Below are 17,832 nucleotides of genomic sequence, written 5' to 3'. Positions count from 1 at the left end.
GGCTTTCCTGCCACGCTTACGCAGTTTTGGTCGGCTTTCCCGGACAATCGCCGGTTGTTGCGGCAAGCCTTTTCAACGGGGCCGGTCTGCCTCCGCGGCCACCCCGCGGCAGAAGATTTTCGTGGTGCATCCCGTGATAGACGACGGTGTGCAAAGCCCGTTTGCCTTCGCGAGTGCCGGACCACCGGCCCGTATCCACCAGAAAGTGAATGTATTCGTGCAGTGAAGCACAGAAAGAGGCTGCTAATTCGGCATCATGTTCAATGAGCGATGCCACAAGTGCAGCGATGAGTTCAGGGTCCATCTCGGTTACTGCGGCCCCGTCAGAGATGTGCGCGTAAGCCGTGAAGAACTTCATCATGTGCTCCAGGACAGGACGGTTGTCAGGCGATGTCCCGTGCTCCCGGTGCCAGGTGATGAATTCGATCAGGGAACCCATCTCCTGGTCGCGCTGGTTCGGTGCGCAGAGAACTGGTCTGGGGGCGCGTCGCCCGGCCGGATGCCCACTACGGGTGTTTCGTTTTTTCAACCGGCGGCGGCGTGATTTGTTGGCCAAAGTCGATCCTCACTGTGAATAGGGAGACAGGCAGATTGCCCTTCCACCACGCTAAGAGCGGGGACACTGGGACTCCATGGGGTCGAGTCCGTATGTGGAAAACGGGCCCACCGGTCCTGCACCTGAGACCCTGCCAAGGTACGCGGACTATATTGGCCCTTGTCAGCCCACCAACTGATTGCGGGAGCGTGCACCCATGGCCAAGGAACTTGCAACCCAGCTCATCGAACAACTCCGGGCTGCCGGCGTCCGGCGAATCTACGGAATCGTCGGGGACAGCCTCAATCCGATTGTCGACGCCGTCCGCCAGACCGGCGGCTCAAAGCAGGGCGGCATCGACTGGATCCACGTCCGGCACGAGGAAGCCGCAGCCTTTGCCGCCGCGGCTGAGGCCCAGCTGACAGGGAAGCTTGCCGTGTGCGCCGGCTCCTGCGGCCCGGGCAACCTGCACCTGATCAACGGCCTGTATGACGCCAACCGTTCCGGCGCACCCGTCCTGGCCATCGCCTCGCACATCCCCAGCAAACAGATCGGCAGCGGCTTCTTCCAGGAAACCCATCCGGACCGGATCTTCAACGAGTGCTCCGTCTACTCGGAACTCATCAGCACCCCGGAACAGGCGCCGCGGGTGATGCACAGCGCCATCCAGCATGCCGTCGCCCTCGGCGGAGTCGCCGTCGTCACCCTTCCCGGCGACATAGCCGGCATGGAGGCCACCGGCGAAACCCCGCTTCCCGCTAACTTCCGGCCCGCAACCCTCATCCCGTCGCAGGAAAGCGTCCGGGAACTCGCCGATGCCATCAACGCGGCGGACAAGGTGGCCATCTTCGGCGGGGCCGGCACCCATGGAGCCCATGACGAGGTTATCGCGCTCGCGGAGCTGATCGGCGCGCCGGTGGGGCACACGCTGCGGGGCAAGGACTTTCTGCAGTACGACAACCCGTACGACATCGGCATGACCGGCCTGCTGGGTTATGGCGCCGCGGCGGAGGGGATCGAGGACGCCGACCTGCTGATCCTGCTGGGGACCGATTTTCCCTACGACCAGTTCCTGCCGGACACCCGCACAGCACAGGTGGACCGTGCCGCCCACAAGCTCGGCCGGCGGACCGACGTCGACATAGCCGTCCACGGGGACGTGCTGCCGACGCTCAAGGTGCTGATGCCGCTGGTGGCTCCGAAGAAGAGCCGGCGTTTCCTCAACCAGATGCTGAAGAAGCACGACAGGCTCATGAACAAGGCCGTCGGCGCATACACCCGGAACGTCGGGAAGAAAGTACCCATCCATCCCGAATACGCCGCCTCGCTCCTGGACCAGGTGGCGGCCGAAGACGCAATTTTCACCGCGGACACCGGCATGTGCAACGTGTGGTCCGCCCGCTACATCAACCCGCTGGGCACCCGCAGGCTGATCGGCTCGTATCTTCACGGTTCCATGGCCAACGCGCTGCCGCACGCGATCGGGGCGCAGGTGGCGTATCCGGACCGCCAGGTCATTTCCGTCTCGGGCGACGGAGGGCTGTCCATGCTGCTGGGCGAGCTCATCACGGTTGCCGCGCACCGGCTGCCAGTGAACGTAGTGGTGTTCAACAACTCCACGCTTGGCATGGTCAAGCTTGAAATGCTGGTGGACGGGCTGCCGGACTTCGGTGTTGACGTGCCCGACGCCGATTACTCGGCTGTCGCCCGTGCGCTCGGCTTCCACGCGGTCCGGGTCACTGATCCAACCAGGATCGAGGACGCCTACCGGGAGGCCTTCGCCCATCCCGGGCCCTCGCTCGTGGAACTCATCACCGATCCCAAGGCCCTTTCAATTCCGCCCAAGATCAAAGGCTCTCAGGTCTTGGGGTTCGCCACTGCCATGTCCAAGGTGGTCCTGAACCGCGGCGCCGGCGAGGCGGTGAGCATGGCCCGCAGCAACCTCAGGAACATTCCCCGGCGGTAGCGGTTACCGCGCCCGTCGTTCGGCGGCGAGAAGCTCGGCCGCCCGTCCGATGAGGCCGTAGGGGACCGGCTTGCCCAGGGGGAATTTGAGGGTGCCCTTGCCGGTCCGGAAGGGCGCGATGTCTGCCTGGAAGGCGTCGTCGCCGGAGGGCACCGGATACACCGAGATGTGGTGCGCCCACCCCGCGAAGTACACCACGTACTTGCCGCCAAGGGTGACCGTGGGGATGCCGTAGCTGATCATCTCCCCGGAGTCCGGGACAGCCTCGCGGCATCGGCGCCGCACCTCCTGGAGGACATCCTGCACTTCAACGGGAAACTGCGCGATGTACTCGTCGACGCTGTCGAACTGCTGGGCCATGAGGCTCTCCTCCACGATCCGCCGGGGGTGCCTCGAGAATACGCCCACGCGGCACTGAGAGAGTGTTGCCGAAAACGTTGCGGAAAGTGCGAGAGGGTCGGGGAGTGAAACCAAACCGACGGCAAACCGTGACCGGTCCGGCATCGATACTGTCAGTGCCCGCTGGTTGACTGTGGACGTACGGAGTTCCGCGGACGAGCCGAGGACTGCAATGAACAGGATTCGAATGGCCAAAATAGTGGCGGCTTCCGCCGCCGTCGCGCTCGCGGCGGCATGTTCGGCCCCGGTGCCGGGCATGTTGAAGGCCGACGGCGTGGACCGGGTTTCGGTGGATGCCACGGCTTACGCCGCCGAACTTCGCGCTTTCCGGAACTCCGCCCTTGGGCTCGGCCAGGCACTGCTCGCCGACGGCGGTAACGGGACAGGCGGGAACGTGGTGTCCTCGCCCGGGAGCCTGCTGGTCGCCCTCGCGATGCTCCGCGCCGGGGCGTCCGGGGAAACGGCCGCCGAACTGGATGCCGTGCTGGGGCTGCCACGGGACGGGCGTAACGAGGCCATGAACGCGCTGCTCGCGTCCCTGGCCAAGTTCGACGGCGACCCGGCCACCGTGGACGAGGACAATCCGCCCCGAAAGCCTGTCATGCATGTGGCCAATGGACTGTTCGTGGACAGGGAGGTGCCAACCGGCGAGGCCTACCTGAACACTCTGGCGAGGCACTACGGAACCGGCGTCTATCCGGTGGACTTCAGCAACCAGGGCGAGACCAAGCCCGCGATCGATGCCTGGGTGGACAAAAACACCCGTGGCCGGATCAAGGAGGCGCCCGCAAAGTACGATCCCCGGAACACGTTCAGTCTCCTCAATTCGGTGTACTTCGCGGCGGCCTGGCGGGCCCCGTTTGACCCGGGCTCCACAGCGGATCTGCCCTTCACGACGGCCAGGGGAGAGCAGATCGACGTCCCCGCCATGCACAACCTGCTTGAGATGAAGTACGCGGAAGGCCCCGGCTGGCGGGGTGCGGACCTTCCGTATGCCGAGGGATTCGTGATGCGGCTTGTCCTTCCGGACTCCGGAACAGATGCCCCGGCCCTATTCAGTGCATCAGGACTTAGGACGATGGCCGACGCCCTGGACGCCGCACCGCTGGCGACCGTACAGATCCAGTTGCCGCGGTGGGACCACAGAAGCAGTTTCGACCTCCGCAAGGTCCTCGAAGCCGCCGGGCTGCAGAAGACCCTCACAACCACTGAGGATTTCAGTGCGATCCAGCCGGAGATGGCCATCACGCAGGCCGCCCAGGCGGCCAACATCACGGTGGCCGAGAAGGGAACTGTGGCTGCCGCGGTAACCCAGATCAACGGCATGGTCACCAGCGCCCCGCCCCGGCCCGAGCAGACCATCGACTTCGACCGGCCGTTCCATTACCAGATAGTGCACGTCGAAACCGGGCTGCCGCTCTTCATGGGAGCAGTGGCCGACCCCCGCTCCTGACGTCCGAGCCAGGGTCAGCGGGGCCAGGGTTAGCGCGGGCCGCCCTGCCAGAGGGCGTCAAACGGGGCGCCGGAGGCCACGCGGTTCCGGATGCCGGCGGTCACGAACTCCTTGGCGCTCCGTGCTGCCTCCAGCGGCGACGCACCCTTGGCCAGTTCGGCAGTCACCGCCGCGGCGAGTGAGCAGCCGGCGCCGGAGACGGCCACCTCGCCCACCTTCGGGGCGGCCAGGACCTCCAGGGTATCGCCGTCGTAGAACACATCCACGGCGTCAGGCCCGGACAGCCGCACGCCGCCCTTGGCCAGCACTGTGGCTCCGCTCAGTTCGTGGATCCGGATGGCCGCAGCCTTGAGGGACTCGACGTCGGTGATCTCCAGACCGGACAGCGACTCGGCCTCGAAGTGGTTGGGCGTGACGAATGTGGCCAGCGGCAGGATCTGGGTCTTCAGCGCCTGATCCGTGTCCAGCGCGTGTCCGGGCTCCTGCCCCTTGCAGATGAGTACCGGATCCAGAACTACGTTGCCGAACGCACCGGCGGACAGCGCGGCGGCCACGGTTGAAATCGTTGCCGGGCTGCCCAGCATGCCGATCTTCACGGTATCCACCACGGAAGGTGCGCCGGAAGCGGCACCATAGGCCGCCGTCGTCGCTTCCAGCTGGTGCGCGATGACATCCTGGTCCACCGGCACGAAACGGTGGTTCCACTCATTGTTCGGATCGAACGAGACGATGCACGTGAGGTTGGCGATGCCGAAGACGCCCAGCTCCTGGAACGTCTTCAGGTCGGCCTGGGCTCCGGCGCCGCCGGTGGCCTCCGAGCCTGCGATGGTGAGGACGACGGCGGGAGCGTCGGTGGTGCGGTTGTCAGAAGCAACAGAAGTCATCGTTCCATCCTGCCATGCCTAACCGTGCAGCCTGCGGTAGGCCTCCGCTGCAGCGGGATGCAGGGGCAGGTCGGCCGTGTTGATCAGGGTTTCCGGGCTCAGGAATTGAACGCCGAGACTGGAACGGGGAACGAGCTCGTCGGCATGATCGACCAGCAGCCTGACGGTGTCCCGGACGATGTCTCCGTCGAGATCGCCACGGCACAGCAGAAGGTTTGCCACGCCCACTGTCCAGACGGACCCGGCTCCCGGGTAGCCGCTTCCGGGAATCAGCACACGGTCGTAGAAGGCGCCGAAGCGCTCGCGAAGGGGCAGCACCAGGTCGGAGAGGTCGAGCAGCCGGAGCCCCGACACGTCGTTCGCTTCCGTGATGGCGGCTGTCGGAACACCGCCCGACCAGAACAGCACGTCCACAGCCTTCCTCCGGAGCGCGGCGAGCCCGTCATTGAGGCCGAGATTGACTTCCGTGACGGCCGTGGCCGAGCCCGCAAGCCCTGACACTTCCAGGATCCTGTGGGCAATCAGTGATGTTCCCGACCCCGCCTCACCAATCCCGATCCTCCTGCCCGCGAGGCCGCGGTGGCTCCGAACTCCGGTGTCCCGCCGTACCAGGCAGTGGACATAGTTTTCGTAGACCTTCCCGACGGCGACCATCGCCCCGGCGGGGCGACCCGCCGTCTGCTGCGCCGATGCGTGCTGCACTGCGGCGTCGAGGAGCGCGACGGCGAATGTTGCCTTCCCGGCGGCCAGCCGCTTCATGTTGTCAATACTGCCCCCTGTGGTCAGGGGTTCTGCTCGTTGGGCGATTCCGTGGCGCTCGAGCGACTCGGCAAGAAGTGTGGCGAACTCGAGGTAGAAGCCACCGGCTTCACCTCCAGCCACGGATACCTCGGCCGGACCCCGTGACGCAGTGCATGCGGCAATTCCCGGGAGGCCAGCAGCCCCGAGGACCAGGCCCAGTCCGGACTTCAGGAGCGCGCGCCGGCCCGTCGGGTGCTGTTGTCCCCGCCTCATGGTTGCCGTCCTCCCTGAACAGCGGCGGGAAACTCCAGGAGCGCCACGAGTCCGTGCGGATCGCGTCCCCGAAGGATCAGGCGGCCCCCGTTCGCACCGGCCAGCCGGTCCACAATGGTCATTCCCAGTCCCGTACCCCGAATGTCGCCGTGGTCCGGGGAACGCCAGAACCGTGTGGCAGCAGCAGCGAGCTCTTCGGGCGGCAGGCCCGGCCCGTCGTCGGACACTTCAACCACGACTGAGCCGCCCTGTGGGCGCGCGTCCACGGAAATGGTGGCCCCCGGTGCGTACTTGATGGCGTTAGTGACCAGTTCACCCACCATCTGGGCGAGCTCGGCGGCACTGCAGCGAAGCTGAAGGGGCGGCTCCGGGGGAGCTTTCAAAACGAGGCTGGAGCCGATGCGTTTGGCTGCCGGGCGGGCGCGGTCCACTTCCTCCTCCAGCACGGGGTACGGATCGATGAGCTGCACAGGGCCGCCGGCGGCCGGCGCGCCGCTTGGGCTGGCACCTTCGGAAGCCCGGTGCTCGGCGGTGGCCAACTTCAGGACGTCGTCCAGGATCTCCTCGACGCGTTCGAGTTCCTTCACGACCCCCGCAGCCTTGGCCCGTTCAGCGTCTGTCCGGAGTTCGAGCTGCAGCAGGTCGATCCGCAGCCGCAGTGCGCCGATGGGGTTGCGGAGCTGGTGGGAGGTGTCGGCGATGAGCCGGCGCTGGGACTCGGTGCTGTTGCTCACGGTCTCGGCCATCTTCATGAATGAACGGCTCAGTTCCTTGAGCTCGGGTGGACCGGCTTCGGGAAGCCGGGCCGCCCTGCCGGTAGCCTCCAGTTCAGCCACCGCCGAGTTCAACCGCAGCACCGGCCGGATCACCCACCCTGTGGCACGGAGCGCGCCCAGGAGCAGGACGGCGGAGAGTCCGGATGCGCCCAGGCCCACCAGCAGCCAGCGTTCGCGAAGTTTCTGACGTGCCGCCTCGAGGTCCACTTCCAGGACAGCTTCACCCAGCACCTGGCTGGCGCTGCCGAACGACCGCGAAATAAGTGCCCTGCCGGAGCCAAACGGCTGCAACGGCTCAAGCGTCGTGTCATTGAGGTTCAGGCTGGCACGGGAGATCGCGTCCCGCACATCGGAGCGGTCCGGGCTGAGTCCGCCCGACTGCACCGTGGCGGCTTCCTCCAGCCGAACGAGGACGCCCTCGCCGTAAAGGCTGGAGTAGCGCTCCATCTCACGCCGGAGTTGGGTCGGGTCGCCGCTTTGCGAGGCGTCATACGCAACCTGGGCAAACCGGTTGAGTGCCGAGACACGGTTGATCTGGACTTCCTGGGTCAGCTCCCGCCCGGCCGAGGTGAGGATGGCGCTGGAAATCGCCAGCACCATCACCAGGGCGAACAGGCTCAGGATGCCCAGGACCCGGCGCTTCACGCGGGTTCCGCTTCGATCCGGTATCCCACGCCCCGGACGTTGATGATGAAGCCGGGCATCTGCAGCTTGGACCTCAGCCCGGTGAGGTGCACATCCAGGGACCGGGACGAGGCCAGGAAGGCATCACCCCACAGGGCATCGAGGATCTGTTCGCGGGTCACCACTGAGCCTGCGTTCCGGGCCAGCAGGGCCAGGAGATCGAATTCCGTTGCCGTCAGCGGGAGGACCCGGGTTCCGATGGCAGCCACCCGCCGGTCCAGGTCGACGTCGAGTTCCCCCAGGACAATGCTGTGGGACTTCTGGGGGCCGCTGCGGCCCACCCGCCGTGTGACCGCTTCAATCCGGGCAAGGAGTTCCACAAGCTTTACCGGCTTGACCAGATAGTCGTCAGCGCCCGACCGGAGGCCAAGGACCACGCTTCGCTCGTCGTCGCGTGCGGTGAGGATGAGGATGGGACAGGCCGTGACCTGGCGAAGCTTGCGCAGGAGGTCGAGGCCGTCCATGTCCGGAAGCCCGAGGTCCAGAAGGATGACATCGTGCTCCCGGTGGACCAGCAGTGCATCGGCACCCCGGGACACCCGATGCGCCTTGTGGCCTGCGGAAACGGCAGCCGCCTCGAGGGCCGACGCCATCGCGTCGTCATCCTCGACGATGAGCACGCGCATTGCCTGTTTACCTTTGCCTTCATTGCTGTCGGGGACACCGGAGTCCGTTTGGACAATACTCCTTGTCCGCGGATTTCGCCTTGTTGCTTCCGCGGGGAACCACGGAGTGCCTTCCCTGCCCCGCTGGTGAAGCGCAAAGGGGACCCGCCGCCGTCGGCAGTTTCCAATTCTTAAGGAAGTGTTAGGAAATGCCTCTCCGCGTTGGATGTGCCAAGGATCACGCATAAGTTGGCAGGTGTCCTCTTGCAGGATCTGCCGGCCAGGCGCCCGGTTCGGGCCACGAACCGCTCACCGCCGCCGGACTGTCACAGGGGAGGCCCGGAACGGGGATTCCGGCAGGACACCCATTTCGCACCTCGGACGCCGACGGTGGCACCGACCAGGAAGGTTCATTGATGAGCACCCAGCACGCCGCACCCCAAAGCGCGGCACCCAGCGAGGCCGCACAGACACGCAGGGCCGTGAGCAACATCCTTAAAGGCTCCGCCGGCAACCTCGTGGAGTGGTACGACCTCTACGTGTACACGGTTTTCGCGGCGTACTTCCAAGCGCACTTCTTCAACTCCAAGGACGAGCTGCAGGCCGGGCTCGAGGCGATGGCCGTCTTCTCGACGTCGTTCCTCATGCGCCCCATCGGCAGCTGGTTCTTCGGACGCTACGCCGACCGGAACGGGCGCAAGGCCGCCCTCACACTCAGCGTGACCCTGATGTCAGCCGGGTCCTTCGCAATCGCCATCCTCCCCACCCAGGACGTTATCGGCATCTGGGCCCTGGTCCTGCTGATCCTCATCCGTGTCCTGCAGGGCTTCTCCGTGGGCGGCGAATACGGCACCAGCGCCACCTACATGTCCGAAGCCGCCACCTCCAAGCGCCGCGGCTTCTTCTCCAGCTTCCAGTACGTGACGCTGGTGGGCGGCCAGATGCTGGCCCTTCTGGTGCTGGTGATCCTGCAGAACACCCTGGGCAACGACCTGCTGAAGGAATGGGGCTGGCGCATACCGTTCGCCCTGGGCGGCGTTGCGGCGCTGGTGGTCCTGTGGCTGCGGCGTTCCATGGAAGAGACGGTTTCCGCGGAGCAGGTCCAGGCCGCCAAGGCTCCTGCCACATCCGGCGAGGCCCAGCCCGGCACCATGCGGCTCCTGTTCACCCAGCACTGGAAGCCGCTGCTGATCTGCATCGGCGTGACCCTGGGCGGCACCGTGGCCTTCTACACCTACACCAACTTCATCCTGAAGTTCATGAACGATACCTCCGGCATCGCCAAGACGGACACGTCGGTGATCAACTTCTGGGCACTGTTCATCTTCATGCTGCTCCAGCCCGTCTACGGCCTCATCTCCGACAAGGTGGGCCGCAAGCCGCTGCTTCTCTGGTTCGGCATCACCGGTGTGCTGTTCACCTGGCCGCTGCTCTCCACCCTGGCCGGCACCAAGGACCCGTTCACCGCGTTCCTGCTGATGATGGGCGGCCTGCTGATCGTGGGCGGCTACACCTCCATCAACGCCCTCGTGAAGGCCGAGCTCTTCCCGGCCTCCATCCGCGCGCTCGGCGTGGGACTCGGCTACGCCATTGCCAACTCGCTGTTCGGCGGCACGGTCCCGCTGATCGGCGCCGCCCTGCAGAAATCGGGCCAGGTGGACCTCTTCTTCACCTACGTCACCATCGCGATCGGTCTGTCCCTGCTGGTCTACATCTTCGCGCTGAAGAACAAAAAGACCACGCACCTGGACCGTGAACAGGGCGACGCCTGGTCCGGCACGCCGGCTGCCTCCGCTGCCCCGGGTGCCCCGGCTGTCGCCGGACGGAAGGACGACGACGAGGAGCTCGTCAACGTCTGACCTTCAGTAACGCATCAGGAACAACGCACGACGGCGGGTGGCCGGCACCGCGGTGACCTTCGGGTCCCCGGGGCGGCAGCCCGCCGTCGTCCGTTTCCGTACGGGGGTTCGGCGCATCCGGTACCGGCATAGGTGGGAGAATGGAGGGCGGTTTCGGCGGCCATCCCGGCGGAACCCGTCCAGTGCTAATACAGCCAGCTGCACAGCGGTCCTTAGACCGGCAGCCGTGCGAACCACTACGAACGGAACATCCATGACCACCGCCAAGTCCTCCCTGCCGCAAACGGCGCCGAAATTCGCCTCGATCGGTTCCCCCTACTTCGGCATCATGCTCGCGGTCATGGCCGTGGTGTTGATCCTGTCCAACATCGGCGCCTCCAAGGGCGTGGTGCTGGGCCCGATCATCACGGACGGCGGCTTCTTCCTTTTCCCGCTCGCGTACATCCTGGGCGACGTCATCAGTGAGGTCTACGGCTTCAAGGTTGCCCGCAAGGCCATCGTCACCACGTTCGCCCTGTCCGTCTTCGCCTCGCTTTGCTACTGGGTGATCATCGCCCTGCCAGGTTTCGATGACGACTTCGGCACCGCCAAGCAGGCCGCCCTCGAAGGCGCGATCGGCCCAGTTCCGCAGATTGTCCTGGCTTCGCTCCTCGCGTTCCTCGCCGGGCAGACCATCAACTCATGGATCCTGGTCCGGATGAAGGCCCGTACCGGCGAGAAGACCCTGTGGGCCCGCATCATGGGCTCCTCGGTGGCGGGGGAGTTCGTGGACACGCTGATTTTCTGCAGCATCGCGGCCTCCGTGATCGGCATCAGCGATTTCGGCATGTTCGTGAACTACGTGCTGGTGGGCTTCCTGTACAAGACCCTCGTGGAGTTCCTCTTCGTCCCCGTGACAGCCCTGGCCATCGGCTGGGTCAAGAAGCGCGAACCGAGCTACGCGTAGTCCGTGCGCCGGATCGCTGCCGCGCCGAGGCCGCCGGAATCATTCGAGGTCGCCGGAACGTTCCGGCGGCCTCGAATGATTCCGGCGGGTTCGACGCCGAGAGCCGCCCTCACCCGGTTTACCGGCCGGCCAGCGCATGGAGAACGCGGTACTTAAACCGTGCCTCATTGAACAAGTCCTTCCACACGACCCGAACGAACCTCCATCCCTCCTCCATCAGGGCATTTTCCCGCTGCCGCTCCTCGAGAAGGACCTGCTCGGTGGGTTTGTAGTCGAAGTACTTGACCTTGCCGTCGAACTCCAGAGCCACTTTCTCTTTTTTCCACGCGAAGTCCAGGCGGTGCCGGCCGATCGGACTCGTGACCTCAAACTGGGGCGTGGGCGGCCTGATCCCGAGCCGGAGGATCAGTTCCCGGGTGAGCGTTTCTCCGGGGGACTCCGAACGGGCGTCCGCGTACTGCAGTGCCCGGCGGAAGGTGCGGACACCGCGCCTCCCATCCAGTGAATCCGCCATCCCCTGCAGCAGGGTGCGGTCCGCGCCCAGCCGGAGCGCATGGTCCATGACGATCAGTGCCTGCCGGTATGTCAGCATCATGGCGCAGTCGGCGGTGGTCCGTTCCAAGGAAGTCACGCGGAGTCCATTCAGCGTCACTATCTCGTCGTCGGAAAAGGGACTGGTATGGCATCTTACGTCCCTTCCGTGCCGCTCACCTGAGGGATTCACCCGCTGCAGAACATGGATCAGATCGTCGACTTTCCAGAGATAGAGAGAATGGAGCCGTGCCGCGGAGGTGTGGCTGTATGCGAACTGGCCAGTCGACGTCGTGCGTGTTCCGTGAGCGTGCGCGTAGATGAGCTGCCGGCTGCGGACGCCCGCGGACTGGGCTTCCCAGACGCTGGCGCGGAGATAACAGCCGTAGCGCAGCCTGACCAGTGATCCTGAATCCAGCAGGGACTTGATGGACCGCGAGCTGTAGCCAAGATCCGTCAGCTGGCCGGTGCGCCAGAGGTTGCCGGTTGGCGGGAGTTTCGGCTCGTCGTTTTGCTGCATGGGATGAGCATCCGGCATCGCAGCCCCCGCCGGCAGGTCCCGCCGTCGGTATGTGGAGAAGCGAGGTCGCCGGACGCACCCGCAACTAGGAGTAGTACCTGCCCAGGGTCTCGGCCTTGAACTCGAAGAAGTCGCCGGACTCGATGGCCAGCCGGGCGTCGTCCACCATCTTCACCACGAAGCGCTCGTTGTGGATGGAGATGAGCGTGGCGGAGAGCATCTCCTTGGCCTTGAACAGGTGGTGGATGTAGGCCCGGGAGTAATTCAGGCACGCGTAGCAGTCGCAGCCGTCCTGCAGCGGGCCGAAGTCCCGCTTGTACTTCGCGCCGGAGAGGTTGAACCGGCCGTCAGGCGTGTAGAACGCGGAGTTCCGGGCCACGCGGGTGGGGGAGACGCAGTCGAAGGTGTCGGCGCCGTTCTCGATGGCCGTGAAGATGTCGTCCGGCTCGGAGATGCCCAGCAGGTGCCGCGGCTTGTTCTCGGGCAGTTCCTCGTTGCACCAGCGCACAATGGTGCCCAGGTTCTCCTTCTCGAGGGCACCGCCGATCCCGTAGCCGTCGAACGCCATGGCACCGAGGTCGCGGCAGGCTTTCCGGCGCAGGTCCTCGTACTGGGCTCCCTGGATCACGCCGAAGAGCGCCTGGTAGGGCTTCCCGGCCCGGGCTGCCGTGAGCCGGAAGTGTTCCTCGAGGCACCGGACCGCCCACAGCCGGGTCCGCTCCAGCGATTCCTCCTGGTATCCGCGGGAGTTCTGCAACGTGGTGAGCTCGTCGAACGCGAACATGATGTCGGCACCGATCTGGTGCTGGACCTGCATGGAGATCTCGGGCGAAAAGCGGTGGCGGTCCCCGTTGAGGTGGCTCTTGAACCACACGCCGTCGTCGTCAATGTGGGCCAAACGCTCCTTGCCCGGGGCCACAGCGTCATCGGGCCCGGACGTATCCACGGACTTCATGTCGATGACCTTCTTGAATCCGGAGCCGAGGCTCATCACCTGGAAGCCGCCGGAATCGGTGAAGGTGGGGCCGGGCCAGTTCATGAAGGCGCCCAGGCCGCCGGCCTCGTCGAGGATCTCCGGGCCGGGCTGCAGGTACAGGTGGTAGGCGTTGGCCAGCAGGGCCTGCGCGCCGAGTTCGGCCATGGACTCGGGAAGCACGGACTTCACCGTGGCCTTGGTGCCGACGGCGATGAAGGCCGGCGTCTGGATCTCGCCGTGCGGGGTGGTGATGGTGCCGGTCCGGCCGAGGAACTTGCCACCGTTGGCGCCCACCTGTTCGGGGGCGGGACTGCATGTCTCCGTGAGCCGCTTGCCCACGCGGAAGGAAAACTCGGACTGGCGGGCGGCCGGTACCGGTTCCGGCAAAGGCAGGTCAGTCCGGGCTGGCGGTTCAGGATTGGCTGGCACGGTTCAAGTGTGCCAGCTAACGGCGCGGGACCTTCACTGGATGGGTTCTGATGTGGGGTAGTTCTCAGAGCGCCAGTCGTCCCACAGGGTGCGGATCGTTTCCATGCTGTGGGCGCCGAGGTCGTACAGGGAGAGGATCACCATGGACCCGCCGTCGGGCCTCTTCTCCGGGATCACAGGCTGGTCAGCCACGATCAGCAGGCCGTCGCCGTGCTCCGCGTAACTGTTCACGGTGAGCCCCACCTGGTGGTTGGTCTTGTGCCAGACCCGGCCCGAGATCTCCTCGCCGGTGGTTAGGGTGAGCGAATACTCTTCTCCCGGCTTGGGGATATCCTTCAGGCCGAGTTTCTCGATGGCCGAGCCGTCCGAGCCGGGGACGGAGAAGTAGCAGGTACGGCGCTTGCCGTGCGGATGCCGCTCCAGCGCGAACCGCAGCTGCTGGAGGAAGATCAGCCAGCCCTGGGTGATGTCCTCGTCCCACGCGGCCCATTCCGAGTTGTGGTCCACGCCGGCGCGGGTGACGCTGACCTCGGTTCCGTTGGCCACGGGCTTCAGCGTGAAGATGTCGCCGCCCTCGACAGTCAGTGAGGTGTGGTCCGGCGCCTCAACCACCGATTTGTTGAAGTAGATCTCGTTGATTTCCGCCGCCAGCTCGTCGGTCTCCCAGCCATGCCACTGTGCGACTTTCGAGGGTTCACGCAGCATCGTCCAAACCTGCGGCGCGTCCGAATTGATCACAACGCTGAGATTGTTCGTCATGGCCTGAATCTACAACTTGGGGCACAACCCGGGCTAGAGGAAATTCCGGCCGAAAATGGGCATGGGAACGGCTCGAGGAGCCTAGCCCCGGACGGACTCCAGTTCGTTCGCGATCCGCCGTTCGAGTTCGGACGGGCTGATGGTCTGCGATCCGCCGTGGGCGCGCAGGAACAGCAGCGATTCCAGCCTGAGCAGCCGCCATTCGCGCTCGGCCTCGTGGTTGGAGTTGTCGATGGAGCGGAAAATTTCCTTGTCGTACAGGTTCGGCTCGTTCAGCGACCGCTGGCGCACCCTGGCCTGCATCCGCGCCTTGAACGGATCCGTCTCCTGGTTGTCCGGTGCCCGGAGCAGCTTCTCGTAGACGGCGGCGCGGTCCATATGCCCTGTCTGGCGGCACACGTAGCTGGACAGCGCCAGCGACGCCTCCACCGATCCCCAACGGCCCGGGTTGCCATCGAAGGGCAGCACGTTCAGCAGGTCGGCCACCTTCAGCGACGCCTCGGCATCCTTGAGCATGATGAACAGCTCGTGCGCGAGGTCGCTCAGGTCCTTCAGGCAGCTGCCGGACTTGGTGTTGATGCCCTTGACGAGCTTGTCCGCGAGCAGCTGCACCCCGACGGAGTCCGGGTGGGCCTCCGCCACGGCCTCCACCACGGATTCGGGGGTTCCGGAGGGCTCCGGGATCAGGGCCAGGTCTTCGGCGCTGGGGCCGATCACCACCGGGGTGGTGGATGGCAGCGGAGGTACGACGACGGCGGCAGGCGCCGTCCGCTTCTGCCCCGCACCGTCCGGGTTCCCCACGACGGAAAGGGGAGTGCCGGCGTCGGACGCCGGAATGTCCGGCACCTGAATGTCCGACGGCGGGGCGGCACCGTCCGCTGTCCCGGTGCCGTTTGCCGTTCCGTCGCCGTCACCGACGGCGGCGTTTGCGACGGCAGCTGCCGGGCCGACGGCATGGTCCGGGGAGGGGAAGTCGTCGGCCGCGGGTCCGGGGATCCGGACGGTCGAGCCGGCAGCAATGCGCAGCGTGCCCCCGCCGGTGAGAGTCGCAAGAATGATGGCGGGGCTGCCGAAATCATCGGTTTCGACTTCCACGGAGTGGATTTCCGCGGACCGCTCGCCGTCCGGCAGGAGAAGGTGGTGGCCCGCCCGCAGAGAGCCCGCCTGCTGTTCACGGTAGGTCTTGGCAGCTGCAGGGTGGTTCATCGGGAGTCCTTAAGTTCTCTTGCGGTCCGCCCAACAGTCTACAAAGGAGAGGGTGCGAAGTCGGGGAGGCGCGGTCCCCCGGGCGTCAGGCGCCCACCCCGGCGTAGGCCAGGGCCTGCCGTACCAGGGCGCCGCGGCCGCCGGTGAACTCGAGCTGCACGCCGTCGCTGAGCACCTCCTGCGGCGTCATCCAGGTCAGTTCGAGCGCGTCCTGGCGGGGCTCGCATTCGCCGGTCACCGGAATGATGTAGGCCAGTGAAACGGCGTGCTGGCGGTCATCGGTGAAGCCGGTGTGCGACGGGGCGGGAAAGTATTCGGCGACAGTGAAAGGCACGGGGCTGATGGGGAGCTGCGGGAACGCCAGCGGGCCGAGGTCCTTCTCCATGTGGCGCAGCAGGGCGGCGCGGATGGTCTCGCGGTAGAGCACCCGGCCGGAGACGAGGGACCGGACCATGGTGCCGTCCTCGTCTGCCTGCAGGAGCGTGCCCACCTCATTGACGAATCCGAGGGGATCCAGCCGGACGGGCACCGCCTCCACGTAGACCATGGGGAGCCTGCCTCGGGCTTCGAAGAGGTCCTCGTCCGAGAGCCAGCCGGGGTTGGGGTCAGGGGTGCGCACGTTCATGAATCATTTTTACCCCATTGCCGCAGGTCCGGCCGCCGAAGCGTGGGATCCCGGCGTTTAGCTGCGGCCAAAGTGACGGGATCCCGCCACTCGACGCGCCGTCGCCGAACATCCGGGGCTACGACGGGCGGCGGGCCGAGATCCAGAGCGGTGCCCGCTGTGCTGCCGCACCGTCTGCGTCCGGGTGCGGCACATGCAGGGTGCGTCCGAAGGCCTCCTCGGTGAGCGTCACCTGGTGTCCCGCGGCGGTCAGGCGGAGCCGCAGGGCGTCAAGGTCCCCGGTATATTCGAAGCCGAGTCCCGCGTGCGCCGCGCCCGTGCCGGGCCTGGCCATCAGCACGCCGCCGTTCTTCGCCGTAAAATCGGCGGTCTCGTCGTCGTCCGGGACCGGCCGGAACCGGGCGCCGATGTCCCGCAGCGCCTGGGCGGCGGCTGTGACGTCCTCGCTGAACCAGACCTCCACCACGGCCAGGGCGGGATCAGCATCGGCACAGTGGGCCCCGTGGGCGGCCTTGTCGGCGAAGAAGCTGAAGCCGTCCGCTCCCGTGATCCGGCAGGAATCGCCGTGGTCCGCCCGGACGAGCTCGGCGGAGGACGTGTCCGCTTCCGCGCCGGACTGGTTGGTGCGCCGGGCAAACTCCTCAAGGTCGCCGACCTCCACGCCAAAGTGCGTGACGCCGTCCTCCGCCGCGCCCGGTTCGGCCTGATGTAGTGCCAGCCGCCCTGCGCCGGCATCGTACTCCCGCCAGGAGCCCTCGTCGGTGGACTTGATCATCCCCAGGTCGGTGAGGAGCCGCTCCCAGGGCTCAATCCGGGACGTGAAGTGGATGGGGCGGACACGAAGCATGCTCTCTCCTCGAACTCGAAACACCAGGATCTTCGAAAACGGCGCCGACATGGCCATGATGCCACGTCTTCAATGGCGTGGCACCGGGTTGAATCGAGCGGCACTTGGTTGAATCCAGTGGCTCTGCGGGCAGAATAGGCGCATGGCTGTTGAACTCGAGGAACTGCTGGTGACTGACGCTGCCGACTGGCGGACGTGGCTGGAATCCCACCACGCAAGCAGCCCCGGCGTCTGGCTGGTCCTGCACAAGAAGGGCGGCAACGTCACCGAACTCGACTACGACGCTGCCCTTGACGAGGCGCTCTGCTTCGGGTGGATCGACGGCCAGGTGAAAAAGCGCGACGACGAAAGCTACTTCCAGCGCATGACCCGCCGGGGTGCCAAGAGCCCCTGGTCTGAGCGGAATGTGGGTCATGTGGCCCGGCTCGAAGCGGAAGGAAAGATGACCACTGCCGGCAGGGCCGCCGTCGACGCCGCCAAAGCAGACGGCCGCTGGGAGGCCGCTTACGCGGGACCGGCGACGGCGGAGGTTCCGGCCGATCTGGCCGCCGCCATCGCCGCCGTGCCCGAGGCCCAGGCCATGTTTGACGTGCTCACCTCCGTGAACCGCTATGCCCTGATCTACCGCACCAACTCGGTCAAGCAGGCCTCCACCCGGGAACGGAAGATCGCCGGCTTCGTCGAGATGCTGGCCCGCGGTGAGACCCCGTATCCGCAGAAGAAACGCCCGGTGCAGAGCTCCGCTGGTTGAACCTGCCGAAGCCCCGTGCCGGTCAGGAAAAGGCCACCCGCGCTAAAATTGGTGCCAACCCCCAACA

Annotated in this window: 17 protein-coding genes; 5 read left to right on the top strand and 12 right to left on the bottom strand. The window is 66.0% G+C overall.

Annotated elements, in window-relative coordinates; translation table 11 throughout:
- Positions 1-16 precede the first annotated feature (16 nt).
- Complete coding sequence (locus tag ACFTR6_RS14200; RefSeq protein WP_140416511.1) at positions 17-556, bottom strand: hypothetical protein; 540 nt, start codon at positions 554-556, stop codon at positions 17-19.
- 196 nt (positions 557-752) lie between these two features.
- Here ACFTR6_RS14200 and ACFTR6_RS14195 point away from each other — a divergent pair, with 196 nt between their 5' ends.
- Positions 753-2,501, top strand: a complete 1,749-nt coding sequence (locus ACFTR6_RS14195) for a pyruvate dehydrogenase (protein ID WP_377958360.1) — start codon at positions 753-755, stop codon at positions 2,499-2,501.
- A 3-nt stretch (positions 2,502-2,504) separates the two neighbouring features.
- Here ACFTR6_RS14195 and ACFTR6_RS14190 read toward each other — a convergent pair whose 3' ends face one another.
- The gene (locus ACFTR6_RS14190) at positions 2,505-2,861 is read right to left on the bottom strand and encodes an iron chaperone (protein ID WP_377958359.1); all 357 of its coding nucleotides are present in this window, start codon (positions 2,859-2,861) and stop codon (positions 2,505-2,507) included.
- A gap of 211 nt (positions 2,862-3,072) precedes the next feature.
- Here ACFTR6_RS14190 and ACFTR6_RS14185 point away from each other — a divergent pair, with 211 nt between their 5' ends.
- Complete coding sequence (locus tag ACFTR6_RS14185) at positions 3,073-4,353, top strand: serpin family protein (RefSeq protein ID WP_377958358.1); 1,281 nt, start codon at positions 3,073-3,075, stop codon at positions 4,351-4,353.
- Between the two features lie 29 nt (positions 4,354-4,382).
- On the opposite strand, the gene ACFTR6_RS14180 is transcribed toward ACFTR6_RS14185, so the two are convergent.
- The 4 genes from ACFTR6_RS14180 to ACFTR6_RS14165 are packed head-to-tail and all read right to left on the bottom strand — an operon-like array spanning position 4,383 to position 8,337.
- Positions 4,383-5,237 carry a hydroxymethylpyrimidine/phosphomethylpyrimidine kinase gene (locus ACFTR6_RS14180; RefSeq protein WP_377958357.1) on the bottom strand — a complete coding sequence of 285 codons (855 nt, stop codon included), beginning with the start codon at positions 5,235-5,237 and terminating at the stop codon, positions 4,383-4,385.
- Between the two features lie 18 nt (positions 5,238-5,255).
- Positions 5,256-6,251, bottom strand: a complete 996-nt coding sequence (locus ACFTR6_RS14175) for a TAXI family TRAP transporter solute-binding subunit (protein WP_377958356.1) — start codon at positions 6,249-6,251, stop codon at positions 5,256-5,258.
- On the bottom strand, positions 6,248-7,672 hold the full coding sequence (locus ACFTR6_RS14170) for a sensor histidine kinase (RefSeq protein ID WP_377958355.1): 1,425 nt from the start codon (positions 7,670-7,672) through the stop codon (positions 6,248-6,250). The genes ACFTR6_RS14175 and ACFTR6_RS14170 overlap by 4 nt, the downstream gene beginning before the upstream one ends.
- Positions 7,669-8,337: a response regulator transcription factor gene (locus ACFTR6_RS14165; protein WP_076798926.1), complete on the bottom strand. Its 669-nt coding sequence runs from the start codon at positions 8,335-8,337 to the stop codon at positions 7,669-7,671. The genes ACFTR6_RS14170 and ACFTR6_RS14165 overlap by 4 nt, the downstream gene beginning before the upstream one ends.
- Before the next feature lie 395 nt (positions 8,338-8,732).
- Between ACFTR6_RS14165 and ACFTR6_RS14160 the strand changes: the two genes are divergently transcribed.
- Together ACFTR6_RS14160 and ACFTR6_RS14155 are read left to right on the top strand one after the other, a co-directional pair.
- Positions 8,733-10,175, top strand: a complete 1,443-nt coding sequence (locus ACFTR6_RS14160) for an MFS transporter (RefSeq protein WP_377958354.1) — start codon at positions 8,733-8,735, stop codon at positions 10,173-10,175.
- A 253-nt stretch (positions 10,176-10,428) separates the two neighbouring features.
- A complete protein-coding gene (locus ACFTR6_RS14155; RefSeq protein ID WP_076798924.1) occupies positions 10,429-11,121 on the top strand; it encodes a queuosine precursor transporter in 693 nt (230 codons plus the stop codon).
- 118 nt (positions 11,122-11,239) lie between these two features.
- Here the strand turns inward: ACFTR6_RS14155 and ACFTR6_RS14150 are convergent, their stop codons facing one another.
- From ACFTR6_RS14150 to ACFTR6_RS14125, 6 genes are all read right to left on the bottom strand, one after another.
- On the bottom strand, positions 11,240-12,172 hold the full coding sequence (locus ACFTR6_RS14150) for a hypothetical protein (RefSeq protein ID WP_377958353.1): 933 nt from the start codon (positions 12,170-12,172) through the stop codon (positions 11,240-11,242).
- 85 nt (positions 12,173-12,257) lie between these two features.
- Positions 12,258-13,577 (bottom strand): tRNA guanosine(34) transglycosylase Tgt, encoded by a 1,320-nt coding sequence (tgt, locus tag ACFTR6_RS14145; RefSeq protein ID WP_377958352.1) that lies wholly within the window; start codon positions 13,575-13,577, stop codon positions 12,258-12,260.
- Positions 13,578-13,610: 33 nt separating this feature from the next.
- The gene (locus ACFTR6_RS14140; RefSeq protein ID WP_377958351.1) at positions 13,611-14,336 is read right to left on the bottom strand and encodes an SRPBCC domain-containing protein; all 726 of its coding nucleotides are present in this window, start codon (positions 14,334-14,336) and stop codon (positions 13,611-13,613) included.
- A gap of 81 nt (positions 14,337-14,417) precedes the next feature.
- Positions 14,418-15,542 carry a DUF6707 family protein gene (locus ACFTR6_RS14135; protein WP_377958350.1) on the bottom strand — a complete coding sequence of 375 codons (1,125 nt, stop codon included), beginning with the start codon at positions 15,540-15,542 and terminating at the stop codon, positions 14,418-14,420.
- A gap of 85 nt (positions 15,543-15,627) precedes the next feature.
- Positions 15,628-16,167 (bottom strand): NUDIX hydrolase family protein, encoded by a 540-nt coding sequence (locus tag ACFTR6_RS14130; protein WP_076798919.1) that lies wholly within the window; start codon positions 16,165-16,167, stop codon positions 15,628-15,630.
- A 118-nt stretch (positions 16,168-16,285) separates the two neighbouring features.
- Positions 16,286-17,014 carry a hypothetical protein gene (locus ACFTR6_RS14125; RefSeq protein WP_087873247.1) on the bottom strand — a complete coding sequence of 243 codons (729 nt, stop codon included), beginning with the start codon at positions 17,012-17,014 and terminating at the stop codon, positions 16,286-16,288.
- A gap of 142 nt (positions 17,015-17,156) precedes the next feature.
- On the opposite strand from ACFTR6_RS14125, the gene ACFTR6_RS14120 reads away from it, so the two are divergent.
- Positions 17,157-17,765, top strand: coding sequence for a YdeI family protein (locus tag ACFTR6_RS14120; RefSeq protein ID WP_377958349.1), 609 nt, complete (start codon positions 17,157-17,159; stop codon positions 17,763-17,765).
- Positions 17,766-17,832: the final 67 nt, after the last annotated feature.

The organism is Arthrobacter sp. NPDC057009 (assembly GCF_042673905.1).
In the GTDB taxonomy this organism is placed as follows: Bacteria; Actinomycetota; Actinomycetes; order Actinomycetales; family Micrococcaceae; genus Arthrobacter.
This window is presented reverse-complemented; position numbering and strand designations above follow the sequence as displayed.